At 44.9% G+C, this 25,331-nt stretch carries 26 protein-coding genes; 16 read left to right on the top strand and 10 right to left on the bottom strand.

Annotated elements, in window-relative coordinates; translation table 11 throughout:
- Positions 1-65 precede the first annotated feature (65 nt).
- On the bottom strand, positions 66-1,172 hold the full coding sequence (locus F6K53_RS01140) for a hypothetical protein (protein WP_293079687.1): 1,107 nt from the start codon (positions 1,170-1,172) through the stop codon (positions 66-68).
- A 190-nt stretch (positions 1,173-1,362) separates the two neighbouring features.
- Here F6K53_RS01140 and F6K53_RS01145 point away from each other — a divergent pair, with 190 nt between their 5' ends.
- The gene (locus tag F6K53_RS01145; RefSeq protein ID WP_293079690.1) at positions 1,363-3,633 is read left to right on the top strand and encodes a zinc metalloprotease HtpX; all 2,271 of its coding nucleotides are present in this window, start codon (positions 1,363-1,365) and stop codon (positions 3,631-3,633) included.
- On the opposite strand, the gene F6K53_RS01150 is transcribed toward F6K53_RS01145, so the two are convergent.
- Positions 3,569-3,787, bottom strand: a complete 219-nt coding sequence (locus tag F6K53_RS01150) for a hypothetical protein (RefSeq protein WP_293065240.1) — start codon at positions 3,785-3,787, stop codon at positions 3,569-3,571. The two genes, F6K53_RS01145 and F6K53_RS01150, sit on opposite strands and share 65 nt — an antisense overlap.
- Positions 3,788-3,803: 16 nt before the next feature.
- Between F6K53_RS01150 and F6K53_RS01155 the strand changes: the two genes are divergently transcribed.
- The 9 genes from F6K53_RS01155 (at position 3,804) to F6K53_RS01195 (ending at position 10,904) form a co-directional block, all read left to right on the top strand.
- A complete protein-coding gene (locus F6K53_RS01155; protein WP_293065243.1) occupies positions 3,804-4,283 on the top strand; it encodes a cupin domain-containing protein in 480 nt (159 codons plus the stop codon).
- A gap of 46 nt (positions 4,284-4,329) precedes the next feature.
- Positions 4,330-4,467, top strand: a complete 138-nt coding sequence (locus F6K53_RS01160; RefSeq protein ID WP_293079693.1) for a hypothetical protein — start codon at positions 4,330-4,332, stop codon at positions 4,465-4,467.
- A gap of 231 nt (positions 4,468-4,698) precedes the next feature.
- On the top strand, positions 4,699-4,881 hold the full coding sequence (locus F6K53_RS01165; protein ID WP_293036622.1) for a hypothetical protein: 183 nt from the start codon (positions 4,699-4,701) through the stop codon (positions 4,879-4,881).
- A 78-nt stretch (positions 4,882-4,959) separates the two neighbouring features.
- The gene (locus F6K53_RS01170; RefSeq protein ID WP_070395662.1) at positions 4,960-5,154 is read left to right on the top strand and encodes a hypothetical protein; all 195 of its coding nucleotides are present in this window, start codon (positions 4,960-4,962) and stop codon (positions 5,152-5,154) included.
- A 488-nt stretch (positions 5,155-5,642) separates the two neighbouring features.
- Positions 5,643-6,401 (top strand): phosphoadenylyl-sulfate reductase, encoded by a 759-nt coding sequence (locus tag F6K53_RS01175; protein WP_293018643.1) that lies wholly within the window; start codon positions 5,643-5,645, stop codon positions 6,399-6,401.
- Positions 6,402-6,495: 94 nt separating this feature from the next.
- Positions 6,496-6,666, top strand: coding sequence for a hypothetical protein (locus F6K53_RS01180; RefSeq protein ID WP_293018633.1), 171 nt, complete (start codon positions 6,496-6,498; stop codon positions 6,664-6,666).
- 76 nt (positions 6,667-6,742) lie between these two features.
- A complete protein-coding gene (locus tag F6K53_RS01185; protein ID WP_293018631.1) occupies positions 6,743-6,916 on the top strand; it encodes a hypothetical protein in 174 nt (57 codons plus the stop codon).
- A 71-nt stretch (positions 6,917-6,987) separates the two neighbouring features.
- Positions 6,988-9,339, top strand: a complete 2,352-nt coding sequence (locus tag F6K53_RS01190; protein ID WP_293065249.1) for a HEAT repeat domain-containing protein — start codon at positions 6,988-6,990, stop codon at positions 9,337-9,339.
- 56 nt (positions 9,340-9,395) lie between these two features.
- A complete protein-coding gene (locus tag F6K53_RS01195; protein WP_293065252.1) occupies positions 9,396-10,904 on the top strand; it encodes a HEAT repeat domain-containing protein in 1,509 nt (502 codons plus the stop codon).
- On the opposite strand, the gene F6K53_RS01200 is transcribed toward F6K53_RS01195, so the two are convergent.
- The 5 genes from F6K53_RS01200 to F6K53_RS01220 form a co-directional block, all read right to left on the bottom strand.
- Positions 10,876-11,199: a hypothetical protein gene (locus F6K53_RS01200; RefSeq protein ID WP_293065255.1), complete on the bottom strand. Its 324-nt coding sequence runs from the start codon at positions 11,197-11,199 to the stop codon at positions 10,876-10,878. The genes F6K53_RS01195 and F6K53_RS01200 overlap by 29 nt on opposite strands.
- Positions 11,200-11,549: 350 nt before the next feature.
- Positions 11,550-12,521, bottom strand: a complete 972-nt coding sequence (locus tag F6K53_RS01205; RefSeq protein WP_293079696.1) for an Rpn family recombination-promoting nuclease/putative transposase — start codon at positions 12,519-12,521, stop codon at positions 11,550-11,552.
- A 381-nt stretch (positions 12,522-12,902) separates the two neighbouring features.
- Positions 12,903-13,493 (bottom strand): DUF2808 domain-containing protein, encoded by a 591-nt coding sequence (locus F6K53_RS01210; protein WP_293079699.1) that lies wholly within the window; start codon positions 13,491-13,493, stop codon positions 12,903-12,905.
- 265 nt (positions 13,494-13,758) lie between these two features.
- Positions 13,759-15,498, bottom strand: a complete 1,740-nt coding sequence (locus F6K53_RS01215; protein WP_293079702.1) for a serine/threonine-protein kinase — start codon at positions 15,496-15,498, stop codon at positions 13,759-13,761.
- Between the two features lie 111 nt (positions 15,499-15,609).
- On the bottom strand, positions 15,610-16,065 hold the full coding sequence (locus F6K53_RS01220) for a helix-turn-helix domain-containing protein (protein WP_293079705.1): 456 nt from the start codon (positions 16,063-16,065) through the stop codon (positions 15,610-15,612).
- Between the two features lie 211 nt (positions 16,066-16,276).
- Between F6K53_RS01220 and F6K53_RS01225 the strand changes: the two genes are divergently transcribed.
- Positions 16,277-17,251, top strand: a complete 975-nt coding sequence (locus F6K53_RS01225) for a M48 family metallopeptidase (RefSeq protein WP_293079708.1) — start codon at positions 16,277-16,279, stop codon at positions 17,249-17,251.
- Positions 17,252-17,329: 78 nt separating this feature from the next.
- On the opposite strand, the gene F6K53_RS01230 is transcribed toward F6K53_RS01225, so the two are convergent.
- Positions 17,330-17,665, bottom strand: coding sequence for a hypothetical protein (locus F6K53_RS01230; RefSeq protein ID WP_293079711.1), 336 nt, complete (start codon positions 17,663-17,665; stop codon positions 17,330-17,332).
- Here F6K53_RS01230 and F6K53_RS01235 point away from each other — a divergent pair.
- A complete protein-coding gene (locus F6K53_RS01235) occupies positions 17,653-17,805 on the top strand; it encodes a hypothetical protein (protein WP_293065271.1) in 153 nt (50 codons plus the stop codon). The two genes, F6K53_RS01230 and F6K53_RS01235, sit on opposite strands and share 13 nt — an antisense overlap.
- On the opposite strand, the gene larC is transcribed toward F6K53_RS01235, so the two are convergent.
- Positions 17,790-19,208, bottom strand: a complete 1,419-nt coding sequence (larC, locus tag F6K53_RS01240; RefSeq protein WP_293079714.1) for a nickel pincer cofactor biosynthesis protein LarC — start codon at positions 19,206-19,208, stop codon at positions 17,790-17,792. The two genes, F6K53_RS01235 and larC, sit on opposite strands and share 16 nt — an antisense overlap.
- 282 nt (positions 19,209-19,490) lie before the next feature.
- Between larC and F6K53_RS01245 the strand changes: the two genes are divergently transcribed.
- The 3 genes from F6K53_RS01245 (at position 19,491) to F6K53_RS01255 (ending at position 22,866) form a co-directional block, all read left to right on the top strand.
- Positions 19,491-20,132 carry an L-threonylcarbamoyladenylate synthase gene (locus F6K53_RS01245; protein WP_293018607.1) on the top strand — a complete coding sequence of 214 codons (642 nt, stop codon included), beginning with the start codon at positions 19,491-19,493 and terminating at the stop codon, positions 20,130-20,132.
- Positions 20,133-20,579: 447 nt separating this feature from the next.
- Entirely contained in the window at positions 20,580-21,788 is a 1,209-nt protein-coding gene (locus F6K53_RS01250) for a HetZ-related protein (RefSeq protein WP_293018641.1), read from the top strand.
- Positions 21,789-22,155: 367 nt separating this feature from the next.
- Positions 22,156-22,866, top strand: coding sequence for a PHP domain-containing protein (locus tag F6K53_RS01255; RefSeq protein WP_293079717.1), 711 nt, complete (start codon positions 22,156-22,158; stop codon positions 22,864-22,866).
- A gap of 226 nt (positions 22,867-23,092) precedes the next feature.
- Here the strand turns inward: F6K53_RS01255 and F6K53_RS01260 are convergent, their stop codons facing one another.
- Positions 23,093-24,229, bottom strand: coding sequence for a zinc ABC transporter substrate-binding protein (locus F6K53_RS01260; protein ID WP_293079720.1), 1,137 nt, complete (start codon positions 24,227-24,229; stop codon positions 23,093-23,095).
- Between the two features lie 125 nt (positions 24,230-24,354).
- Between F6K53_RS01260 and F6K53_RS01265 the strand changes: the two genes are divergently transcribed.
- Entirely contained in the window at positions 24,355-25,074 is a 720-nt protein-coding gene (locus F6K53_RS01265; RefSeq protein WP_293018602.1) for a metal ABC transporter ATP-binding protein, read from the top strand.
- Positions 25,075-25,331: the final 257 nt, after the last annotated feature.

Genomic DNA, 25,331 nt, shown 5'->3' on the forward strand with positions numbered 1-25,331 from the left:
CCGTAGCGTATTAGCTGATAGCTGATCGCTGATCGCTGATTGCTGAATGCTTACAGATGATCAAGTTATCCGTTCGATTCTACTATTGGGAAGGTCTCGGTGCGGAAGCGAATTTTAACCTGACCAATGATTTCAGTACTCATGGTGACGTTATCAAATGAACTTTCATTGGTTGCTTTGACTTTTAGTTTGTTGAAGTTCGCTCCAACAGAAGCGCGACCCCATCCCCACCTAGCACTGGCTCGGAGATAAGCGCCAGCTTGTAAACGGTCGTACTCGCTTTTTCGTCTAGTTTCTGTTTCGGTAGCAGTAACGTTAAAGGTAAGTTTAGAAAAGATTTCACCATCGGTGATCACAATCCGTGCCATACCCTGCCTTGCCATCTCCCGGAGATGATCAATCAAGCTTTGTGCCAGTGACTCAGAGAGTTTCCGACGAATTAGTTGGACTTGAGCAACTGTGAAAGAATTCTTCTGCTCTGGTGTGATAGTGAGTTTAAGGGGTTTTTCCAGGTTGGCCGTTTCTGCTTCTAATGCTCTTGCTACCTCCTTTAATTTAGTAACACCAGCCTTGCCAGGATTGCCGGTGTTTTGGTCTGTAGGTGTGTTTGGAAATATATAGTTCGCCCGTACAACAGTGCCGCCATTTCCATCCGGGTAGTTTTCATTAAGGTGTGCGTTAATCTCCGCATCAGAGACATTCTCAGCCTCGAACTGCTTGAGGGTTTTAGCTAGGTTAGCAACCAGCTCAGCATAGGCTTCGATCTGTCTGATTGTCGCAGCGATAATAGCATCGAAAGTGCCGTTAATTAAGCCAGCAGTAAACTCCACAAAGCCTAGGTCTTGTACTTGCTTGGCGGCATTAATACCGGTATTAACAGCATCACCGATAGCCATGCCTCCAACCATGGATATCTGAGACTGCTGCTGATTCAGTTTTTCTTCAACTAACTCCTGGAGTGTGTTACCGAGGATATCAGCAATACCATGGCGCACTAGTTGCCGCTCTTGCTGGTCGCTAATCCGTGCTAGCGCTGAATCAACAATCTCGGTGACGATGCGGTTAACACCTTCTTGCACTAGTGCTTCACTAGACGGATTTTTATCCGTGGACTGAATTTCTGGGTTTGGCATATCACCTAACTGTGGCGGAATTGGATTTTCTGAAGTCATGGCATGATGTCCTTAAAATTAAATGGGATAAATCGGGTTAACTTATCTAGCCCTATATTATTTATTACTGAATTCTGGATCGTGCCTCCTCCTCAACACCCGTGAATTCATTACATCGAACTGAGGCGAGATCAAATCCTTAGCCCAAGGGTATCTTAGAGGAAGATAGGGACAAACTACTAGAAACCTCATGGCATCTATTCCTAATCCAACTCTGGCAGCTGGTCTAGAAGCTCTGAAACAGGGCAATTACCAGGATGCGATCGCACACTTAGAAGGTGTCTGTGAGATGGAGTTGGATGACTCCATTGTGACGGAAGCCTCTCAATCCCTAGTGCAGGCATATCCTAAGCATGGTCAACCGGAAAAAGCGATCGCACTTTGCCAACACCTGAGGGAACACCCTGACCCCCAGATACAGGAATGGGCAGCGAAAACTGAGGCTGAGTTAATTACCAAGTATCCTGTTGCTGCTAAATCCCCTGCTGATGCCACAGGGTTTACCCCCCTAGAGGATAAGGCGTCTAGCCCACTGAAACTGAGCCGTAAACCAAACCAGACTGCTTCATCCTCTTCCCTATTACCAGTTCCCTACTCTCCCCCGGATATTCCCACCCTCTACACTCCTCGTCCTCGATGGCGCAACTGTGGACGAGCACAGCATTGGCATCCCCTGAAATCTCCCAAGATGGAACGGTTGTGGTTAGTAGCAATCACGGTTGCGATCGCATTTTTCTGGCTACTGCGCTTAAGCGTCGAATTCGCCATGGAAACCATCAATTCGATCTTGGTAGAGTTACCGTGGTTCCAACCCTTCCAATTGTTATACCGTGACCCAACTCTAGCCCTAGGAATTACCATAGCAATCCTATTTATCCTATCGCCCTGGTTAATGGATGGATTGCTAAAACAGTTTCATGGTCTTGAACCCTTATCCCTAACTCAACTAGCTTCCCGCCATCCAGAATCCGCTAAAGTCATCCAAAAGGTTTGCCGCAAACGACGTCTGCCCTTACCGAGCTTAAAAGTCTTACCCACAGACGCCACCGTAGCCCTGACCTATGGTAACTTACCTCGCACTGCTCGCATTGTAGTTAGTCAGGGATTATTAGACCAGCTCAAAGATGATGAAATTGCCAACATCTACGCTGGTCAGCTAGGACATATTATCAATCGGGATTTCATGTTGATGTCCCTAGGGGTACTAATTATTCAAATCCCTTACACTATCTATTGGCAAATCCCTCAGTGGGCAGAGAAGCTAAAGGAATTACTGCTAGTTAAATTACCTGGTGCTAGGGGATGGTTAAGCGCAATCCTTTTAGGAATTACCGGTACTGTTGCTTCCCTCTGTTACAGCATTTACTGGGTATTGAGCTTACCGCTGCTATGGTTATCTAGAGCTAGAGTTTACTATAGCGATCGCATCGCCATCTCAATCACTGGTAATCCCAATGGCTTGACCCGCGCCTTACTAAAAATTGCCCTAGGGATAAGCGAAGACATCCAAATTTCCGGCCAAACCAGTGGGCTATTAGAAAGCTTTGATGTCTTACTGCCCGTCGGTTATCAGCAAGCCATAGTTATCGGCAGTTTTTCCCCCACCACCCCCTTTGAAGACATCTTAAAATGGGACTGTACTAATCCCTACCGCTACTGGTTAATCATCAACTCTGCCCATCCCCTACTGGGAGAACGCTTACATTTACCTAAGCGCTATGCCCACTTTCTCAAGCTTAATCCGGAACTAGATTTACCCGCCCTAATTCCTGCCAGTCGCAATCGAGCTGAATTTTTCTCTAAACTCAGCAACAGTTACAAAGCCTTACCCCTGCTACAAAGTACCCTAATTTTTGGCGTAATAATGGGGGCAGCCCTAAGAGGGATACTTTGGATAATTGGTAAACTGTCTGACCTCTTCGACATTTGGCAGTTAATTTGGCTACATAATGCCAATTCCTTTATCGATGCTTGTATCTTAATTGCCTTTAGTATCAGTGTCTTTCTCTGGATTAATAATTACTTTCCCGACCTCAAACCTACTAATATCGGTACTGACCCCGACTTAGGAGATTATTTCGCCACTAACGCTACCCTACCTCCCGATAGTCGTCCTGTTATCTTAAGCGGAAAACTATTAGGACGTTCGGGATTAAGCAATTGGCTCGGACAAGATTTAATATTACAAACATCAACAGGTTTAGTCAGACTAAATTACTGTTCCTATCTCGGACCACTAGGTAATATCCTACCTCAACCCACCCGTGTTAGTAATTTAGTTAACCAGACCGTGATTGTCACTGGTTGGTTTCGCCGGGGTGTTAATCCCTGGATTGATATTGAAACCATCAGTATCGAAGAAGATAAAGTAATTCGCAGCTACTATCCCATTTGGATTACCATCCTCGCCACAGTAGCAGCCCTATCCGGCGCTTATCTGATTTTCCAAGTGGGAGCATGAAATTATTACGAGGGAATCGGGAATCGGGAATCGGGAATCGGGAATCGGGAATCGGGAATCGGGAATCGGGAATCGGGAAGTTGAGATCAGCTCCCTGTTCCCTGTTCCCTGTTCCCTGTTCCCTTTTTAGTTCAATTCTATATTCACAACCCAAATCCAAACACTATAGTATGAAAAAACTGTTTCTGATTTTACCATTAGCTATCTTAACTTTTGGAAGTATAGTTGTTAACAGCCAAGAAACCTCCTCACCCAATAGTTACACTCAATCGGTTACCAGTGAAGTGTTAGGTAGTGGTTATCCGACTCAAGAAAAAAAGGAAATTATTGAACTTATTCGCCATACCATCAAACCCAGAACAAAACTGCCTCATCATACTCATACCGGCATGCAAATTGCACTAGTAGAGGCTGGCACGTTAACGTTTACTGTTGTGAAAGGAGAGGCTAAAGTAAGGAAAGCTAATGGCACAGAATTAATTATGCAAGCAGGGCAGACTACACAACTAACCGTTGGAGATTCTCTAGTTGAATCTAGCGGAATGGTTCATTATGGTGAAAACAAAACAAACAAACCAGTTATTCTTCTGTCCGCTTCTCTATTTGATGTTGACCAACCAAAAACTATTTTACTCGATCCAGAAAAATGAAGAATAAAGTGTAAGCGGTCAGCTGTCAGTGGTCAGCGGTCAGCCGTTGGCCTTGCTCGGAAGCTCCCGACTCCCGACTCCCGACTCCCGACTCCCGACTCCCGACTCCCGACTCCCGACTCCCGAAAAAAATATTAAGAAATGTTGCGTTATCTGTAAATATTCGTTACATTTATTTACATAACTGATTACCAGAGGACCACTACGTCCTTAAGACCTTGAGCTCACAGCCAGGGATAAAGGCACACTGTAAGCGTATTGGCCCTAGGTTTTCTCCTCCCAACACAGCAAGTATCACCAGCCCCTGTCAATGGCTGGTTTTTTTATATAGACTTCTTGCAGAAGTCGGGAACAGGGAACAGGGAACAGGGAACAGTGGATAAGAATTGACGCAAACACTATCAGAAAACTACTTTTGCAAGAGGTCTTATCTAGAAATTCTCCATTGAGTCTCTATTCCCGGCTCCCGACTCCCGATTCCCGACTCCCGATTCCCGATTCCCGATTCCCTCCAAAATTTGTTACAAAAGTTTTTAAATTATGTTATAATATTGGTTTTTTATGTTATCATAAAATTGCCCCAGACGTTAAACGTTAAACGGGAAGAGCCAGCCTGAAGATATTGCAGGCTGAAGGCTGGCTCTAGGACCCCTTATAACAGGAGATACATTAGATTATGTCCTATGCTGAACGCCTACATCCATGGGTGGTGGTGCGCCTATTGCCCAAGATGCAACGAGTGATTGTTGCTCGGTTCCGCAAACGTTCGGATGCCGAGGGTCATATGCAGGCTCTGAAACGGCTAATGCCTGATGCTCAATTTGTGATTATATTTGATATCGGAGAGCCGATCACTGAAGAAGACTCTTAGGATTATAGGGAGTAGGGAGTAGGGAGTAGGGAGTAGGGAGTAGGGAGTAGGGAGTAGGGAGTAGGGAGTAGGGAATCGGGAGTCGGGAGTCGGGAGTCGGGAATCGGGATTAGGGGTAAGAAAATTGACTATACCTCATCAGTATGATCGAGCCTATACCAATTCTGGAAATTACTACTACACATTAATTTCATCTCCCCTCTCCCCACACTCCCCACACTTCCCACACTTCCCACACTTCCCACACTTCCCACACTCCCCACCCTCTTGCCTCTTGCCTCTTGCCTCTCCCCAAAGAGATTATTCACGAATAAACTACCATAGCAATATATCCAGAGTACAAACAAGACACTACCACCATGCCGCGACTGAATCTGATCGCTTCTGATCAAGCTTCTGGAAATCAACAGGCTGCACCTATCGAAAGCCCTAATCACTTCGATGGGAATGGGAAAACAAAGCAGCCTCAATCTCAGCAGTCAGACCCCATGACCGGGGTGACATCAAACCAAATTGAGCTGGATTTGGAAGCAGTGAATCAGCAACTTGCTGAGGCTAGCCCTACCAAAATCGTAGAATGGGCAGCTGAAACCTTTGGTGATGGCTTAGTGATGAGTAGCAGCTTTGGGATCCAGTCAGCGGTCATGCTGCACTTGGTCACTACTGTGGTGCCAGATATACCAGTAATTTGGGTAGATACGGGCTACCTACCGGTGAAAACCTATCGATTTGCCCAGGAGTTGATCGAACGGCTCAACTTGAATGTAAAAGTGTACCAGTCTGCCATGAGTCCAGCACGGATGGAAGCGTTGTATGACAGACTCTGGGAAAAGAATGATGTAGAATCCCTCAACCGCTACGACCAAATCCGCAAGGTCGAACCGATGCAGCGGGCTTTGCGGGAACTGAACGCAACGGGATGGTTAGCAGGATTGCGCAAGCAACAGACTGACCACCGCAAGACGATGGGCTGGGTTAACAAGCAGGGAGAGCAGCACAAGATTTTGCCAATTCTTAACTGGCACTCTAGGGATATCTATCAGTATTTGACAGCTCACGACTTACCCTATCATCCCATGTTTGATGAGGGTTATACAACCGTCGGTGATTGGCATTCCAGCCGACCTTTATCCTTCGATGATCAGGATGAACGGGATACCCGTTTTCATGGCCTTAAGCAAGAGTGTGGTATACACTTGCCTGAAACTCCTGGTGAAGCGGCAAGTCTTGATTCTAGTTCGCTTTAATTTTAATAGGGAGTAGGGAGTAGGGAGTAGGGAGTAGGGAATTAGAATGCGATTGACCTTTGGTCACGCTACGCGAACGCATTCTATTCCGATAATGCCTCTACAACTAATCGGTAGAACTGGCATCTTGCCAGTTTGCTGGGGGCATCAGGCGTGGAACTGGCATCTTGCCAGTTTGCTACAGTCTAGAAATAATGCGATTGACCTTTGGTCACGCTACGCGAACGCATTCTATTCCGATAATGCCTCTACAACTAATCGGTAGAACTGGCATCTTGCCAGTTTGCTACTATCACAGATGCGATCGCATACTAGTTTAATAGTGCCTCTACAACTAATTGGTGGAACTGGCATCTTGCCAGTTTGCTACTATCACAGACGCGATCGCACTCTACTTCAATAGTGCCTCTACAATCATGCGATTGACCTTTGGTCACGCTACGCGAACGCATTCTGCTTCAACCTTAACCCTTCAACCTTGGCCTATTGGCCACGCTACGCGAACAACCAACTAACCTTCAACTTTCAACCCGATTAAACCTTCAACCCGATTAAACCTTCAACCAACTAACCTTCAACCTTCAACATGGCCAATTGGGATCCCTATCTAGAATCAATCCGTAAAACCTACGCCCAATGGTGGCAAGTTTATACCCCGACCGATATCGAAGACCGCAAGCGCAAGCAGCAGCAACAGACCCCGATGCTGTTCAACTTTGACCTAATGGTCGAAACCATGAAGTCGGAGCAGCCAGCAAGAGACCAGAATCAAGAAGAAACCGAGTGCTTACCTGTCCTAGAAGGATTGCGCAAGTATGCTGATGACCATGTATTACTGGTGGGACGTCCGGGTTCCGGCAAATCCACAGCCTTAGTGCAATTGCTGGCAGATGAAGGGATACAAGGGAAAATTCCCGTGCTGGTGGAACTGCGATATTACCAGATATCGGTGCTGGAGTTAGTGCGGAATTTTCTGAAACGCCATGGTGTATGGCTCGACTCCACCGAGGAGATCGAAAGACTACTGTTTAAAGGGCAATTCTGGTTACTGATCGATGGCGTGAACGAGCTACCCTCAGAAGCAGCACGCCTAGATTTGACTCAGTTTCGGCAGGATTACCAGAAGACTACTCCCATGATTTTCACCACCAGGGATTTAGGAGTTGGTGGTGACTTGGGGATTCAGAAGAAGTTGGAAATGCAACCCTTGAGTGCAGACCAAATGTCGGAGTTTGTCCGCAAGTATTTGCCTGAAAAGGGAGAGCAAATGCTTGAGCAGTTGGGCGATCGCTTACGGGAGTTTGGGCAAACTCCCCTACTATTGATGATGCTATGTTCCCTGTTTCAAAATAAGGGAGAGATACCGTCAAATCTGGGTTTAGTGTTTCGCTCATTTACCCAGTTCTATTCTGATAACATCAAGCAAGATGTTAAGGTTTCCAAGCAATCAAGAGTATTTTGGCCAGACCTGCTGCAACAGTTAGGATTTGTAATGACAACAGGGGATAACCCCAAGCAGATAAGTGTTGGTATTCCTAAGACAAAAGCCGAGGAAATTTTAACTGATTATCTACTGAACAAAGATTTTATTGATCCTGATATTCGCGCCAAGACTTGGCTTGATGACTTACTAAACCATCACTTGATTCAACAATCAGGAGAGTTGATTGAGTTTCGACACCAACTGCTCCAAGAATACTATACAGCAGAATATTTATTGAAGCAATTACCACGTATTACGGATCAGCAGTTGCAACAGACCTATCTCAATTATTGGAAATGGACAGAACCTCTGGTCATGATGCTGCAATTGGTAGACAATCAAGCCCAAGCCCAGCGGGTGGTAAGGTTAGGGTTAGATTTTGATTGGCAACTGGGAGCCAGGTTAGCAGGAGCAGTAAAACCGGAATTTCAGCAAGATACTGTCCAGTTGGTAGCTCGGTTAAATGTTCCGAAGTCTCTTAAGGTTCAGCTGTTGGGAGTAACTCAATCAGAAACAGCCATACCTGAGCTAATTAAATACCTGGATGATGACAATTTATACGTGCGAATAAATGCGGCAGAAGCTCTAGGGGAAATAGGGACAGAAGCCACGATTGACCCGTTAATTAAATTCCTCGATGATCCCGACCCATCTGTGCGGATAAGTGCAGCATCTGCTCTAGGGGAAATAGGGACAGAAACCAGGATTGAACCATTAATTAAATCCCTGGATGATCCCGACTATTCTGTGCGGAGGATGGCGGTATCTGCTCTGGGGGAAATCGGGACAGAAGTGGCGATTGACCGGTTAATTAAATCCCTGGATGATCCCGACTATTCTGTGCGGAAGATGGCGGTATCTGCTCTGGGGGAAATCGGGACAGAAGCCACGATTGACCGGTTAATTAAATCCCTGGATGATCCCGACTCATCTGTGCGTGAAAGGGCGGCAGAAGCTCTGGGCAAAATTGGGACAGAAGTGGCGATTGAGCCGTTAATTAAATCCCTGGATGATCCCGACTCATCTGTGCGTGGAAGAGCGGCAGAATCTCTCGGGGAAATTGGTACAGAAATGACGATTGAGCCGTTAATTAAATCCCTGGATGATCCCGACTCATCTGTGCGTGGAAGAGCGGCAGAATCTCTCGGGGAAATTGGTACAGAAATGACGATTGAGCCGTTAATTAAATTGCTAGATGATGATAACTATTTTGTGCAGATAAATGCGGCAGATTCTCTCGGTAAAATTAAGGCAGAAGTAGCGATTGATCCATTAATTAAATCCCTGAATAATCCCGAATCATCTGTGCGGATAAGTGCGGCAGATGCTCTTGGAAAAATTGGTAACAAAGTAGCGATTAATCCGTTAAAAAAATGCCTGGGTGATCCCGAATCATCTGTGCGTGAAAGTGCAGAATATGCTCTAAAAAAAATCGGGCAGAGAAGCCAGGATTGACTAGTTAAATAAATGCCTAGATGATAAAAACTTAGATGTGCGTGGAAGGAGGGCAGATGCTCTGGGTAAAATTGGGACAGAAGGCAATTAACCGATTAATTAGATGCCTGGATGATCCCGACCCATCTGTGCGGATAAGTGCAGCAAAAGCTCTGGGCAAAATTGGGACAGAAGTGGCGATAGACCGGTTAATTAAATCCCTGGATGATCCCGACCCATCTGTGCGGATAAGTGCGGCAAATGCTCTGGGTAAAATTGGTACAGAAATGGGGATTGAACTGTTAATTAAATGCCTGGATAATGATCAATCATATCTACGTGTAATGGCGGCAGATGCTCTGGGTGAAATTGGTACAGACGCCACTATTCCTAAACTGATTAATCTGCTGAAAAACCAAGAATTTGCAGCAACTATTGCAGAAACTAATGATGAAGATACTTTTCAGAAAACCATGAAAGCCCTTGAAGCCAGTCAAGAGCGCTACCAATTGTACAAAGCAATCGATAATCCCAAACCTACTCCCAAACCCGATAATCCTGAACCGATTACCAATCAAAGCATATCCATACTCCACCTCTCGGACCTCCACATCACCACCCCTGAGCAAGCTACCCGTTGGTCAAACCAACTCGCCCAAGACCTGAAGCAAGACCTTCAAATCCCTCACCTTGATGCTCTTATCCTCTCCGGTGATATCGCGAATTATTCTACTCCAGACGAATACCAGGCTGCACAACAGTTTCTCCACAACCTCCGCCAAGACTTCCCCCTAGACCCGAAGCAAATTGTTCTAGTTCCCGGTAACCATGACCTAAACTGGGAACTAGCAGAGGAGGCTTATGAGTTACAGTATCGCAAAAAATACCACGGTGAACTAAAAGAGGGTCACTACATCAAAGTCAGTGAAGAGGTGATTGAAGTCCGAGACGAAGCCAAATACCAACAACGCTTTGCCAACTTCAGTCAATTCTATCAAGCTATCAAAACTGAACCCTATCCTCTCGACTATCACCAGCAAGCCATTATCGACCATTTCCCAGACCAAAACTTGCTGATTCTAGGACTAAACTCCGCTTGGCAACTGGATCACCACTTCAAAGACCGTGCTAGCATTCACCCAATTGCTCTAACCAACGCCCTCAGAGAGATTCGCGGTAATCCAAACTACCACAACTGCCTGAAAATAGCGGTTTGGCACCATCCCCTCAATAGTGGTGGAAGCGATAGGATTATCGACCAAGGATTCATGGAAGAACTTGCTGTTGCTAGATTCCGCTTCTTCCTCCACGGACAAATCCACAAAGCCCAAGCCAGCGTTTTCCCTTACGACCTCAGTCCAGATGGGCGCAAACTGGACGGAATTTGTGCTGGCACCTTTGGCGCACCGACCCTTGAACTAAGAACTGGTTATCCCTGGCAATATAATCTACTGAAAATTAACGGTAATCAGCTCACTGTCCGCACTCGCCGCCGGGAAGAAGCTAATGGTGCTTGGAAACCTGATTCACGGTGGACTCAGGGTCCGGGAGAAGGTGCTAAAGATCATTATTCCATTGAGTTGTAGGGAGTCGGGAGTGATGTTGTGCCAAGAGCTGCTCAAATTCCTCCAGGGAGTTACTCTCAAGAGAGTGATCAATCAGCTGTTTCAACACAGAGATATCTTCTATGGCATTAATCTCTGCCACCAATTCCGCTGATACCGATTCAAAGTGATTTTGTAAAATTTTAACTACTGTCTCTTGTAAGCCTTCCCGATATTCTTGAAGTCCTTGTTGAAGTCCTTGTTGAAATCCTTGTTGAAATCCTTTTTCAAAACCCCTCTTCATTGCCCTTTCTTCGACTCGACTAATTAAAGGCATCTGTCTTTCCTCCTGATAACGTTCAAGTTCTTAATTCAGCTCCTCTTGTAACTATTCCGGTCAAGCCATGATCTAGTCAATACAGTGGCTGCAAGTGATTAATTCCATGGTGGGCAGTGCTTAGCAACATCCGCCCAGCTGATTTGATCTGTTTGATGCACTGCCCACCCTACATCAACTTCTCAACTATTCCGGTCAAGCCATGATCTAGTCAATACAGTGGCTGCAAGTGATTAATTCCATGGTGGGCATTGCTTAGCAACACCCGCCCAGGTAATTTTATCTGTTTGATGCACTGCCCACCCTACATCAACTTGGTGGAACGGGCATCTTGCCCGTTTCCATACTCTTCAATTCTCCTGACTAACCTGATGTTGTGCCAATAGCTGCTCAAATTCCTCAAGGGATTTACTCTTAAGAGAGTGATCAATCAACTGTTTCAACACAGAGATATCTTCTATTGAATTAATCGCTGCCACCAATTCCGGTGATACCGATTCAAAGTGATTTTGTAAAATTTTAACCACTGTCTCTTGAAGTCCTTGTTTAAGTCCTTGTTCCAGACCCCTCTTCATTGCCCTTTCTTCCACTCGACTAATCAAAGGCATCTGTCTTTCCTCCTGATAACGTTCAAGTTCTTGATTCAGCTCCAGTTCTAACTCTTCCGGTAAAGCCATCATTTGGTCAATACACTGGAACAGTTTCACTATATCGTTTTTACTATAACCTCGTTCAAAAAGTCTCCGAATCAGGTACCACTTCCATCGCTTGCGCTCCATTGGTTGTTTATGGGTTGCTTTCGTCTTCAAATGAGCCATCACCACTACTGCGAAGGGATTAGTACTCGATTCCAACACCTGCCACATTGACTGATAGTTCAGTAATTTAACTATCGGAAATTCTAGACTCAGGCGACAACCTCCCAAGCCATATTCATAGGACGATGGAGACCAAGACGCATTTTCATCTCCCAATACCGCTAAGCTAATCACAGGTTTTTCGTACAGGTCAAATGCCCTGTAATGATATTGGTACATTCGCTTAGCAAAAGTTGATTCTTTTTGGCTTTGTACCTCTACATGAATCAACACCCAAGTTTCATTTCCACTACAGAGCCAGACCTGGAATAATTTATCAGCGATTCTTTTTCCTGATTCGGCTGCACCAACTATCTGCTGTAGCTCTGTATCAAGGGATTTAGGTGTCTGATTCCAATCAATCAGAGTGTGGACTTGGGGAAAACAAAACTGCAAAAATGAATCGAAATAGGCTTGTAATGCTTCTTTCCAAGGATTGTCATAGTCAGCTATCGGTTCGCTCATTTCTATTTTTTACTTCTAGACTAATCCTAAAAACCATCTCATCAAAAAGAGATCACTGCTCTCGTTGCTGTCATGGTATTCAGTGTAGTAAATTGTATAGTAAAATAGCGGATTGTGGGGAGATTAATACTAAAAATAATGAAAGCAATTTCTAGGATTTATAAAATAGGTTAAGTTCACAAGTTTATAATTTTAGGTAATAGGGATGCAGCCAGGAAAAAGGGGAGCCAGTTGCTGATATGACTCCCCTTCTCCCACAGTTTCCTGTGTTTCATTATACCGATCAGGTGACTGGGATCAGAAATGCGATCGCTAAAAGCGATCGGTGTAATCCACTGCCCACCCTACATGTGGAACTAACTACATCTGCTAGACTTGTCGTTAGTCTCCAAACTCATCAAAAAACAACCTACGGCTACCTAGGAATAAACCAGGGCTATTGTCTCCAGTGGAAAAAGCAGTGACTCCAAATAAATAAGAACCACTAAACTCAGGATTTTCCTTAGCTCTAACCGAAACTGTAATGGTTTCACCAGGAGTAACCGGTGGATCAAACACAACAGTTACTTGATCCGAGTTAGACGATTCACTACCGCCAATATTAGCCAAAGTCAGGGATGAGCCACCAGCAAAAGAATCGCCAACAAATGCACGACTCTTTCTCGGATCAAATTTGACTTTCTCGATATTAGTTTTATTCTGGGTAATCGTTACAGCTTGCAAAGACTCTCCAGCATCTTCCGGTAATCTGAGGGTGAATTGGTACGTTGCTGGCACCCTTACTCTAGTAAAGCTCGTAGCTGCCCTAACTAAACGCGGAGCACGATTAAACACAGTCTTACCATTACCGATTTCAATCGTCTTAGCAGGTAAGCCATAAAGAGTAGTTGGTAGCAATATACCCAATAAAAAAGCACCAGAGCCTATAAGACGAGCCTTAGTTAATTCCCAACGTGCTATAGTGTTAGTCATCTGAATCACCTCTAATCAAGAAAGCGTCCGAAAGAAATTTACTATTTAACGAAAAATTGTTAATTAACCAATACCCTTCAAGGATAACTACTCTACCGGACTTAATCTTAAGTATCAGACTCTTCCGTTAAAATTACGTGATATCTACCTTAGAAAACCATAATAAAACCGAATATAGCTTTGCTCATACCTATTAGATACACATAATTTTTTACCACTTCCAACTTCCCTACTCCCCACTCCCTACTCCCTACTCCCTATTCCCTTAACGCCAGCCAAACCAACGCATTACTGGCACTAGCAGGTAATAACTCACCCCTAGCCAAAATCCTTGTAATATAGCCAAAATAGCAAAAAAAGTCATCGGGTGATAGAAATCCAGTTTACCGGTTCTAGAAAAGGAAAAGATATTAACCACAAATCCTGCTGGCAATAGATCAGATGACACTAGACCCCCAAATACGCCACCAGTTCCTGCTGCCACCACTAAGGCATGAACAAGATTATGACTGGGTAGCCCTAATCCTAGTACCAGGAGCATTACTGTAACCGCAGTAATCCATGGCAGCAACCCCTGGTCAGGTACATAAGACAGCAATAATAGCGTAGGTACCGTTGCCTGCCACATCAACCATCCCAGGCTATAACCAAAAATACCCATTATCCCTGCCACTAAAAAACGCCGCTGCTGACCAAAGCCTCTTGCAGCCGTCAACCCCCAAGCTGTACCTAAGCCAGCCGCCGCAAACAATAGCATTTCTTGCCACATTGTTATTTGTAGCGAAGGCAAGATCATAGACAGTTCCCCAGAGAGCCAATTTGTCACTTTCTCCCCAAGACTTGTCCAATTCAATACCATAAACCCAACCGTTGCACAAAAAACTCCCCCAAAAGCTCCGAGGAACATCTCCCAGGCACTATCGAGACAGGCTAGTGCGATGGTGATCACTACTGCTAAAAAGAAATGTTTTACGGATGTGATCGAGTGAGTCAAGCCTGTCACAGATTGTCTTAGTTTACGGCTAGATAACCCCAGAGCAGCTACCTGATTTCCTTGAGATGAAGGTACTGGTGCTGGGATAGGTTGGTAACTAGTGCTAGGAGTCATACCTAGACGCAGATGAATCTCAATCGTAGTTGTTGGTCTTTGTTGGGGTACTACGCTGAGCATTTCATCCAGCAAGTCCGCCAAGTCATGACTTACCACTGCCTGCTCTCGCCATCGAAATTCACCAGTTACTGGGTCTTGTAAATCCTTCAACTCAATACCCGTCAGTAAATGAATCATGGTTCGGCTCAGGGCATAGAAATCAGCAGCGGGTCCAATTGCTGCACCAGCTATCTGTTCCGGTGGAGAGTAACCTGGAGTAATCAACCGAGTCGAATCGTTCTGAGAAGACTCAGAACCCACACTCAATTGTTTAGCTCCCCCAAAATCAATCGCCACTAGCTCTCCCGTGGTTTCCCGCAGCATTAAGTTTGACGGTTTGATGTCACGGTGAATCACTCCACAACTGTGCAAGACCTGTAAAATTTCTGCTGCCTGGTAGAGCCAGTCCCGCACTAATATCTCTGGACATCCCTGAGGATGATCTGTGAGCATTTGCTCCAAGGTTGAACCGTTGATTTTTTCCATCACCAAACAGTGCAGGTCCTGTGGCTCAAGACCTAGATTGACGACAAAATAGCTATCTTGGTCAACTTTGGGAATGCCTGGATGATCCAGACGTTGCAAAACATCTGCCTCTTGCTGAAATAGCTGCAATACCTTCGGTTTAGTATCTAGCAATACCTTCAGCACCTTTTCTGTATTCGACCGCAAATCCCAAACGGTGTATATGTTGGCAAATCCTCCTGAACCCAAGAGCTGGAGAGGTAAGTAGCGATTCTTGAGCTTTAACTTTGCTCCACAACCATTGCAAAAGTTGTTATCCCTTGGCTGAGGGTAGGGTGCTGGGCAATTGGGATTAATGCAATGAATTGATTCAGCAACAAATAGATGCACAATACAGCTCAAGAGACATTGTGATTTGATTTTATCGAACTGAGGAATTTTCTGATTAGTTATGAGTGGTTTTTGAATTGAAATTTTGATGAAACGACCTTTACGTTTGTCCTAAGCACCACTGGCCGGAAAACTGCCACCGATAAAGTGAATATCACTGAAGGTTTCGATCCACAGACGAGCTCCACAATCAAGAGGGTTATCCGGCTGATACACAATCCTACACGGACCGAGGATTTCTACCTGGTTGCCATAGGTATTGTCGCCACTTCGTTTTACCGAAATCACTGGCAGCCGCTGTTCACGGCTTTTGTGGTTATTGGAGCCAATCCGATTACGATTGACATTAATTTTCGCTAAAGCAGGAGGACGACTTTTACGCCAAGTTCCTTTCGGTCCCCGGTTCTTCTTGGTAATTTGTGGCAGATAGTTGAACAGGGGAATAATCCAGAACTTACCGCTTTTATAAGCACCCCTTACTCTACCGGAGTCAAGCAATTGCCGTAATCGTCGAGGAGAAATACCCAACAGAGATGCTGCTTCAGTAGTTCCAACGCACTTATTCATAAGTTTATTTTCCTCTCACTTCCTTTACTATTCCGATATCAGTATTATAACGAATCATCAAAGAATTGGCAAGGACACAAGCCAGATTGAGGTGTTAGGTTTTAGGTGTTAGGTTTTGGGTTTTGGGTTTAGTACTTAATGCCTAGGACCTAATGTCTAATGTCTAATGTCTAATGCTTAAAGAAATAGACCACTAAAGTACTGGACTACTATGGCCACCTATCCCGGAATTTCCAGCGACGCCTTCAAGCACCCCCTTGACCAACAAGCGGAGCAAGCTTTACGCAGTGTCCCTGGTTTTGACTTAGTTTCTCGTAAGTTTGTGGAATTTCTTTACGAGCGTCCCCAGTTTGTCTATCTTATGGGCAACAGTATCCAAGTCGGACCGCGCCAGTATGCTAATATTTATCACTTATTCCGAGAATGTGTTCGGGATTTAGATGTAAATCCCGAACCAGCCCTATTTGTTAGTCAAAACGCTCAGGTTAATAGCTATGCTTTAGGTCAAGATAATCCTTACATCGTTATCAACACTGGCTTATTAGACTTACTGAATGAAGCAGAAATCCGTACTATCCTGGCTCACGAATTAGGACATATCAAGTGCGGTCACACCATCTTAATTCAGATGGCGATGTGGGCAATGAATGCTGCCTCTATGTTAAGTGAAATGACCTTTGGCTTAGGGAATATCGTCAGCACTGGCTTAATTTTCGCCTTTTATGAATGGCGTCGCAAAGCTGAATTATCCGCTGACCGTGCTGCTTTACTAGTGATAGATGACCTGAAGACTGTGATGCAAACGATGATGAAAGTCTCTGGTGGCAGTGCTAAGCATCTACAGGAATGCAGTCTTGATGAATTTATCCGTCAATCAGAAAATTATCAAGAACTAGACCAAGACAGTCTGAATCAAATCTATAAGTTCTTACTCTATAATGGTGGTATTAATCGTCAATTTCTGAGCCATCCCTTTCCAGTTGAACGCATACACTACCTGCGAAAGTGGGCAAATTCCGAGGAATATCGTCAAATTTGTCAGGGTAATTATCAACGTGTTACCAAAAAGGGAGCAGTTGACGTTGACTCGAATCCACCATCGAACAACTCAGTGAATGAAGCGGAACAGTTGCAGCGTCAAATCCAGGAATTGCAACGGGAAATTAATCGCATCAAGAATAAGTAAGAGGGAACAGGGAATAGGGAACAGGGAATAGTGGAAAGAGGTCGTATTCATAAAATTTTGTTAGGTGCGCTCTTACCATTAATAATTAAATTCGCCACGGGTCGCACCTGTTGAATAGGCTAATTTTCCTGTCTTGGAATCAATAGCAGTAGAGTGGGCATCCTGCCCGCCCAAAAATAAGCATGAAACTGGCAAGATGCCATTTCCACACTCAAAAATAAGCATGAAACTGGCAAGATGCCAGTTCCACGCCCGAAAATAAGCATGAAACTGGCAAGATGCCAGTTTCACGCCCGAAAATAAGCATGAAACTGGCAAGATGCCAGTTCCACGCCCGAAAATAAGCATAAAACTGGCAAGATGCCAGTTCCACGCCCGAAAATAAGCATGAAACTGGCAAGATGCCAGTTCCACGCCAGATGCCCATTCCACCGATCGCACCGCTCCCGACTCCCGATTCCCGATTCCCGACTCCCGACTCCCGACTCCCGACTCCCGACTCCCGACTCCCGATTCCCGATTCCCTGCTCCCTGTTCCCTATTCCCTATATTGAGAATACCAGGCAGAGAGTGCTAGGTGATGTACTTCTAACCAAGAGCAGTTATTGTCCTTGGCTAACTTAGCGCAATCTTGGTATTCTGGGTGGACATTCATAATCGTTTTGTGAGGTGAGCGATCGCTCCAAGCCACTTTCACACTAATTTGGCCATACTTAGTCTGTACCTGCTGGATTTCCCGAGGTAAGATCGCTCGTTGCTGAGTTAGACGTCGCACTCCTAAGGTAGTGGTTTCTCGGAATAATACTGCCTGACAGGCGTCTAGATCTTGAGGATGACAGATGACACTGAGCAGGATACCTGGTCGAGATTTCTTCATGCCAATAGCTTGAGTAAACACATCCACAGCACCAGCGTTAAATAACTCTTGGAATACATAGCCAATGGCTTGAGGATTGAGGTCATCAATTTGAGTCTCTAGCACTGAGATAGTTTCTAGGGAAGAGTTAGCAGAAGAAGAGTTAGCAGAAAGGGATGACTGGTGTAGGGTTTGTGGGGGTAAGTTTGACGGTTTAACCTTAAACTTGCCAAGATTGACGGCTTCTGACGATTCACCAATCCACAATCGCAACATATTGGGAATGGGTAATTGTCGAGAACCGGCACCATTACCTATTTTTTGGATAGTCATTGCTGGTGGTGAACCAAAGCTAGTGGCTAAGGTAACGGCAATAGCTGCTCCCGTTGGTGTTACTAATTCCCGCTCAATCCCATTACTGTAAACTGGCACCTGACGGGATTCCCACAATTTCAGTACTGCTGGTACTGGCACCGGTAGGCGACCATGAGCTGCCCATACTGTCCCGCCACCAGTGGGCAGTGGAGAACAATAGATTTGATCAATTCCTAGCCAATCTAAGCCTAAGCAAGTACCAACTATATCGATAATGGCATCGGTAGCGCCTACTTCATGGAAGTGAACCTTGTCTGGGGAAATACCATGAACGGCTCCTTCCGCTTCTGCTAGTTTGCGGAAGATAGCAAGACTCCACTGGCATACTCTTGAGGGTAATTTTGCTGCTGTAATTAATTTCTCTATGTCTGGTAAGTGTCGTGTGGGATGATGATGATGATTCTGCTCAGGTGTACTGATCTCTGTTATGCCTGACCTGTGTTCATGGTGGTGTTCATGGTAGTGTTCATCGCCGTGTTCATGGTGGTGTTCCTGTTGATGGTGATGATGCTGATGGTCTTGATCTGGTAAATCTACATGAACTTTGGTTGCCAACTGACCATTGTGGTGTACTTGGCTAAGTCTTAAGTGATACTCTTGCTCAATTCCGAGTCTTGCTAGCTTTTCCACTAAATATTCCCACGGTACACCCGCAGAAACTAGTGCTCCTAGGCACATATCACCAGCAATTCCAGTGGGACAATCTAAGTAAGCTAGCTTTGTCATTCTAGATCCTATTGATTAAGACAAATTAATTAAAACAAATTAATTAAGACAAAAGGATTTGGAGCAATTCATCCCCCACAAACCCTACAGGTCTAGATCAGGGAATTATGGCCAGATCTTGCTAACTATACTGACCTCTGAGTCAGAAAAAGCCAAACTGGCAACACACTTAGGTGGCAGTAGTTTTTAATCCTTTGGCAGAACCGTTTCTATGTCTGGCCTTGGTGAATTTTCCCAAGGTTAGGCTTTAGCAATTCAATATTGAGGAATTCAACAATATTTATGGCTACTATTTATACTATCCATCCGGAAACACCTCAAATACGTCGAATAGAGAAAATAAGAGAGTATCTCGAAGATGGTGCAGTGATGCTCTATCCCACTGACACTGTCTATGCAATTGGTTGTGATTTACATGTGAAGTCCGCAGTGCAACGAGTTAGGCGTTTGAAGCAACTATCCAATGATAAACCCCTGACGTTTTTGTGTTCGTCTCTGTCCAATATTGCTAAATATGCTCGGGTAAGTGATCCAGCTTACCGAATTATGAAGCATTTGATTCCCGGACCGTATACGTTCTTGTTACCAGCAACCAAGTTAGTACCTAAGCTGGTGATGAGTCCCAATCGTAAAACTACTGGTATCCGAGTCCCAGATCATAACGTTTGTCAGGCGTTGCTTTCAGCTCTAGGTCATCCAATTATTTCTACCTCGGCTCATCTACCCAATCAGGATGGTGACACTCCGACGGTGGGATTGGAACCGGCTAAACTATTTGATGCTCTCGATGGTCTCGTAGACATCATTGTGGACAATGACTTAGAACCGGGATTTAAAGTCTCAACTATCCTCGACCTGACTGGTTCAGAACCGATGATGGTGCGGCAGGGTTTGGGATGGGATAAAGCGATCGCTTGGATTTAGCTAGTGCTTTAGCTAGTTATTTAGCTAGTGATTAACTAGTCAGCTCAGGTTGGGTCATGAGAGTATCAAGCACCCTATGACTACAAGAAAACGTTAGTCGTTTACGGAAAAGTCATCACTAGTTCAGTCAGTTTCTGGATTGACCACTGCTCAGGTTTTGGTCATCCTGAATCAGCTTGATGCTGGAAAGTCTTGAACGCTATATCTAGTAAGGATTTCAGCCTTAGGTAATCCTACGGAAACTACAGGAGTGCTGGGGGTCACAACTAGTCAGCTTAGAGTAGTCACACACTCACCCGACCAGGGCTAGACTCACGAGTCTACATTTAGGGTGGACAAGGACAAAGGACAGCGGACCACTCCAAGGTTTGTAGATCACATTCACACACATTTCCTCTGTTGCTTGTTTCATGGCAATTCTGTGAATCTATTTTTGGGGGCAATACCATGCAAGTCAAAACTGTTACTAATAATCAAAATTCCGCTACTAATAATCAGGCTCCGGAAATTACTCTAGATCATCAAACCCAAAACTTGACCCAGGTCTTAGTGGAGGAAATCCAGTCGGAAATTGGAGCTAAATCCAGGAGTATTCAAGCCGTTGCCCACCGGATCACCTTGGAGGTAGAACGGATTTGCACTAAGAGCGATCGCATCCAGAATTCCGGTGAAATTGATACTTGGAAGTTTAATCTAGCACGTCACCGACTGCACAAATGTCTTTCATACTACAAACTAGGTTCTCGGCAGGGTCGTGTCGAACTCCATAGTAACCTCAGTACCATGGTTTATCGCCATGTGGCACCGTCCCAATCTCAGTTAAACTTTTCCGCTCGATACAATTTGATTGAGGACTTTTTACAGGACTTTTACGCTGAGTGCCTCAAAGCTTTCCGCCGGGAAAATCCTGTGGATTCTGACTACACTCCCCGTACCCAGCTAGAACTAGCGGAGTACATGGGCTTTAGTGAGCAATATGCTAAGCGGCGCATTACCCTACGTGGTCGCGGTAGCCAGCAGTTGATTGTACTCAGAGCACAAAGCTTTGCCCGACGGCAGCCTAATGAAACCCCTGTGGATATTGAACAGGCTGTGGAGTATGGTAGGGATGAAGAAGCCCAAGAGCACAACCGTTCAGCTACTGCACAACAGGTACGCTCAAACCTGATTGAGAAAACCATTGACCCCAGCGATGCTGTTTTACGCGATCGCATTATCTCCGAGTTGATCAAATACCTAGAGTCTAACGGTCATAATGACTGTGCTGATTATCTGGTGCTAAAGCTGCAAGACCTGGCTGCACCAGAGATTGACGAAATCATGGGTTTAACACCCCGTCAGCGGGATTATCTACAACAGCGCTTTAAATACCATGTAGAAAAGTTCTCTCGTTCAGCTCAGTGGAAACTGGTACACCAATGGCTAGGAGCAGACCTGGATCAAAAACTAGGGATGTCATCGAAGCAGTGGGAGGTCTTTGTGGCCCAACTCGATAGCCAACAGCTAGCGTTACTGCCCCTCAAACAGGCGCAAAAGAGTGATCAAGAAATTTCCAAAGCCCTCAAGTGTACCCAAAAACAAGTGCAAAAGCGCTGGACTAAGGTTTTGGAACTAGCTTGGAAGACTCGTAACTCAGAAATTCGCCATGGCAATTAGAATTAAATCTCCTTCTGGAACTAAGTAAGGAGGAGAGTTAGCTAAAGCTTAAGTAGTTAAGCCAACACCGACAAAGTATTAAGTTTGCTAAGGTTATGTTAACAACTGAAAACTCGTACCGCGTATTTCTATTTATTTTTATTCTAGGTTTTAGGCTAATGGAGTTCGGGATTAGGTACAGCAGGGGCAGTTGACAGCCTCCGTTCTCAAGTCGGGGCGCTTCATATGCTTGTCAGAAGCATAGAGCGATTTAACCTAGAGCGATTCAACCTAGAGCGATTCAACCATTGGCCTAGACCCTTAAAAGTATTTCGCGGCTGCAGATCCAATCTGGTCAATCAACCAATAGTCATTACAGTAAGTATCTATGGTAGTCAATATTGCTCAAGGGTCTGCTTCACCAAAGATAGCAGCAAAAAATCAACAAGCTCTCCGGCAAGTGTGGGAAACGATTGAGCCTGATAGCTGTCCCTATCGCTACAATTTCCATATGCACACGATTTACTCTGATGGTCGGCTCAAACCGGAAGAGTTGATCAAGCAAGCAATTACCATTGGTCTTAAGGGATTTGCCATCACCGATCACCACTCCGTTAGTGGTTATCAAGTTGCTCAAGCTTGCATAGAAAAATGGCAGCAGGAGCCATCTTTCTGTGATTCATTACCCCACTTGTGGACTGGTGTCGAAATTACCGCCAACCTCCTCGATGATGACATTCATATCCTTGGCTATGCTTTTGAGCCAGAACATCCTAGTTTAAAGCGCTATTTCACTGGAACCGCACCGACCGGTAATGATGCTGAAGCTGGTGCAGTGATTGATGCTATCCATCAGGCCGGTGGTTTAGCAGTGTTGGCTCATCCAGCCCGTTACCGTAAGTCAGCAGATGAGTTAATTACTGCTATAGCCAACTTAGGGATTGATGGTGTTGAAACTTACTATGCCTACACCAATCCTGAACCCTGGCAACCTAGTCCAAAACAAACTAAGCAGGTGAAACAGTTGAGTGCTACCTACAATCTATTTAATACCTGTGGCACTGATACTCATGGGTTAAGCTTGCTCAAGCGTATTTGAAAGAAAGATCTCATTAGACTCCTTTGCTTGTAGTTAATTTAGGGAGCAGGGAGCTTCGGAGCAGCGGATCTGGGCAGAAATAAGAGATAACTTCGGAATAGGTAAAAAATCCTGGCTAAGCAGGTGCGCAAAATTAATTACACATTTTCCCAAACTCAAAGTCTTACAATGTAAAGGTTACAGAGATTGGGAGTAGGTAATTAATTCTGCGATCGTTGCTTATATATCAGTTAGCAGCTTTGCCATCAAAAGAAGAACAATTTCCCCCCAAACCATCCACAATGGCACAGGTATTGCTAGTAATCATGCCAATATAATTTCCAGTATCACTCCCTTTTTCTCCTAGACCATCAGCCAATAACTTTTGGTCTGAGAGTTTAACCTTTGCTTCTCTGGCGACAGTGCCAATAACCTTATCATTTGCTGTTACTTCAGCGAAAATTGTTGGTACCTTACTTTTCTTAATCTTCTGTACCAGTTCTTTCACCCGTGCTGCTGTCGGTGCTTCTTCTCCGCTAATCCCTTGCAACGCATCAGAATCAGAAAAACCGTAAGCGTTAATGTAGTACCCTAGGCCATCATGGGTAGTAATTAGTTGGCGTTGCCCTTTGGGTATGGTGGCAACTTGTGCTTTGACCCAAGCATCCAACTGTTCAAGCTTTGTGGTTAGCTGTTTGGCATTCTTAGCATACAATTCCTGATCATCTGGGTTAAGTGCTGCCAGTTGGCTACGAATTACTTCCACCATCTTGATAACATTTTGGACATTATGCCAAATATGGGGGTCGGGCTCTAGTTCCTCATCACTGTGAGCTGATCCTGTCTTTTCTTCCTCATGGTCATGGTCATGGTGATCATCATGGTGATCATCATGGTCATCCTTATGGTCATCCTTATGGTCATCCTTATGGTCATCCTTATGGTCATCCTTATGGTCATCCTTTTCTTGCTCGTGATCATGGTGGTGATGTGCGTCCGCCATAATTGGATTAGGCACAGCTTGATCATGCACTGCTATTTTAGGAGCTGGTGTATTAGTGGCTTGAACTAATTTAATAATTTCTGGTTCAAAGTCGTAGCCACCGTATAGAACTAGTTGAGCTTGCTCTAGGGCTTGGCGAGCTAAAGTCGTAGCTTTGTAGCTATGAGGGTCTTGACCTGGTTCAATCAGACAGGTCATATCAATGGTATCTTGGGCGATTTCTGTTGTTAAGTCACAAAGCACACTGTAGGATGCTACCACTAGTGGCTTATCTCTTGATGAGGTTTCACTGCTTTGACTACAACCACCTAGTGCTACCCCAAGGGCGAGAGCAGCACTAGCTAAGAGCGTCCGAAGTTTAACTGGTAAGGGTTTGAGCATAGATCGACCCGTTTAAATTAGTAGCTATCAAGAACAAGAATCATTTTACAAGGCTTATGCTGAGAACGACAATCAGTTGCAAACACGCTACACTATGATAGCGGTAGTCGTTCTCACAAAACCTAATGTTAGAAGTCCATAACCTAGGAGTCTGTTACCGAGACACTTGGGCTATTTGTGATATATCCTTCTCCCTCCAGCCAGGACAATTAACTGGCTTACTGGGACCCAATGGTGCTGGTAAAAGTACTATGGTGAAGGCGATGCTGGGACTAATTCCAGCAGTGAAGGGGGTAGTGAAATTGGCAGCCCGTCCCCTGAGGAGTCAATTAAAACGAGTCGCTTATGTTCCTCAGCGATCGCAAATTGATTGGGACTATCCGATTACGGTATGGAATGTAGTGATGATGGGTCGTACAGTCCACACCGGTTGGTTTAGGTCTCCTAGTCGTCAATCTAGAGAAATTGTTAAGGATGCGTTAGAACGGGTGGGCATGTTCGAGTATCGCCACCGTCAAATTGGCGAACTCTCTGGTGGACAGCAGCAGCGGGTATTTTTAGCGCGGGCTCTAGCTCAACAAGCCGAGTTATTATTTTTTGATGAGCCATTTGTGGGCATCGACAAAAAGACGGAAGAGATTATTTTTGAGGTTTTTAGTGAACTTAAATCCCAAGACAAAACGTTACTAGTGATCAGCCATGACTTAGGAGAAACCTTAGCTCATTATGATCAACTCCTGTTATTGAATAAGCAACTGATTGCTGTGGGTTCAAGGGCCCAAGTGCTGACACCAGAAAACCTGAGCAAGGCTTATGGTAAGGTGATGACTTTGCTCACAGATTGAGGGCTGAGTGTTGAGTGCTTAGTTCTGAGTGCGGAGTGCGCTAACTCCGTCAGTCCCAAAGTTGGAGAGTAATACCAATCCGTGTAGGAATTGTGATAATTTTTGTTCCCTGTTCCCTACTCCCTGTTCCCTACTCCCTGTTCCCTGTTCTCTGTTCCCTGTTCCCTGTTCCCTGTTCCCTTTGGTAAATACGTGTTAGGGTTCATTGTTCACCAATGAACCCAACCTAATATATACTGATCCTTGCTGGGCTGGAA

Source organism: Moorena sp. SIO4A1 (assembly GCF_010672065.1).
Taxonomy (GTDB): Bacteria; Cyanobacteriota; Cyanobacteriia; order Cyanobacteriales; family Coleofasciculaceae; genus Moorena.

Bases quoted from the DNA above. Each gene is read 5' to 3' on its own strand.
- F6K53_RS01205 (WP_293079696.1), bottom strand. From the start codon at position 12,521: ATGAGCGAACCGATAGCTGACTATGACAATCCTTGGAAAGAAGCATTA.
- F6K53_RS01210 (WP_293079699.1), bottom strand. From the start codon at position 13,493: ATGACTAACACTATAGCACGTTGGGAATTAACTAAGGCTCGTCTTATA.
- F6K53_RS01200 (WP_293065255.1), bottom strand. From the start codon at position 11,199: ATGCCTTTAATTAGTCGAGTCGAAGAAAGGGCAATGAAGAGGGGTTTT.
- F6K53_RS01195 (WP_293065252.1), top strand. From the start codon at position 9,396: ATGCTCTGGGTAAAATTGGGACAGAAGGCAATTAACCGATTAATTAGA.
- F6K53_RS01250 (WP_293018641.1), top strand. From the start codon at position 20,580: ATGCAAGTCAAAACTGTTACTAATAATCAAAATTCCGCTACTAATAAT.
- F6K53_RS01260 (WP_293079720.1), bottom strand. From the start codon at position 24,229: ATGCTCAAACCCTTACCAGTTAAACTTCGGACGCTCTTAGCTAGTGCT.
- F6K53_RS01220 (WP_293079705.1), bottom strand. From the start codon at position 16,065: ATGAATAAGTGCGTTGGAACTACTGAAGCAGCATCTCTGTTGGGTATT.
- F6K53_RS01145 (WP_293079690.1), top strand. From the start codon at position 1,363: ATGGCATCTATTCCTAATCCAACTCTGGCAGCTGGTCTAGAAGCTCTG.
- F6K53_RS01190 (WP_293065249.1), top strand. From the start codon at position 6,988: ATGGCCAATTGGGATCCCTATCTAGAATCAATCCGTAAAACCTACGCC.
- F6K53_RS01140 (WP_293079687.1), bottom strand. From the start codon at position 1,172: ATGACTTCAGAAAATCCAATTCCGCCACAGTTAGGTGATATGCCAAAC.
- F6K53_RS01170 (WP_070395662.1), top strand. From the start codon at position 4,960: ATGTCCTATGCTGAACGCCTACATCCATGGGTGGTGGTGCGCCTATTG.
- F6K53_RS01175 (WP_293018643.1), top strand. From the start codon at position 5,643: ATGACCGGGGTGACATCAAACCAAATTGAGCTGGATTTGGAAGCAGTG.
- F6K53_RS01155 (WP_293065243.1), top strand. From the start codon at position 3,804: ATGAAAAAACTGTTTCTGATTTTACCATTAGCTATCTTAACTTTTGGA.
- F6K53_RS01245 (WP_293018607.1), top strand. From the start codon at position 19,491: ATGGCTACTATTTATACTATCCATCCGGAAACACCTCAAATACGTCGA.
- F6K53_RS01255 (WP_293079717.1), top strand. From the start codon at position 22,156: ATGGTAGTCAATATTGCTCAAGGGTCTGCTTCACCAAAGATAGCAGCA.
- F6K53_RS01225 (WP_293079708.1), top strand. From the start codon at position 16,277: ATGGCCACCTATCCCGGAATTTCCAGCGACGCCTTCAAGCACCCCCTT.
- F6K53_RS01265 (WP_293018602.1), top strand. From the start codon at position 24,355: ATGTTAGAAGTCCATAACCTAGGAGTCTGTTACCGAGACACTTGGGCT.
- F6K53_RS01235 (WP_293065271.1), top strand. From the start codon at position 17,653: ATGCCAGTTCCACGCCAGATGCCCATTCCACCGATCGCACCGCTCCCG.
- F6K53_RS01180 (WP_293018633.1), top strand. From the start codon at position 6,496: ATGCCTCTACAACTAATCGGTAGAACTGGCATCTTGCCAGTTTGCTGG.
- larC (WP_293079714.1), bottom strand. From the start codon at position 19,208: ATGACAAAGCTAGCTTACTTAGATTGTCCCACTGGAATTGCTGGTGAT.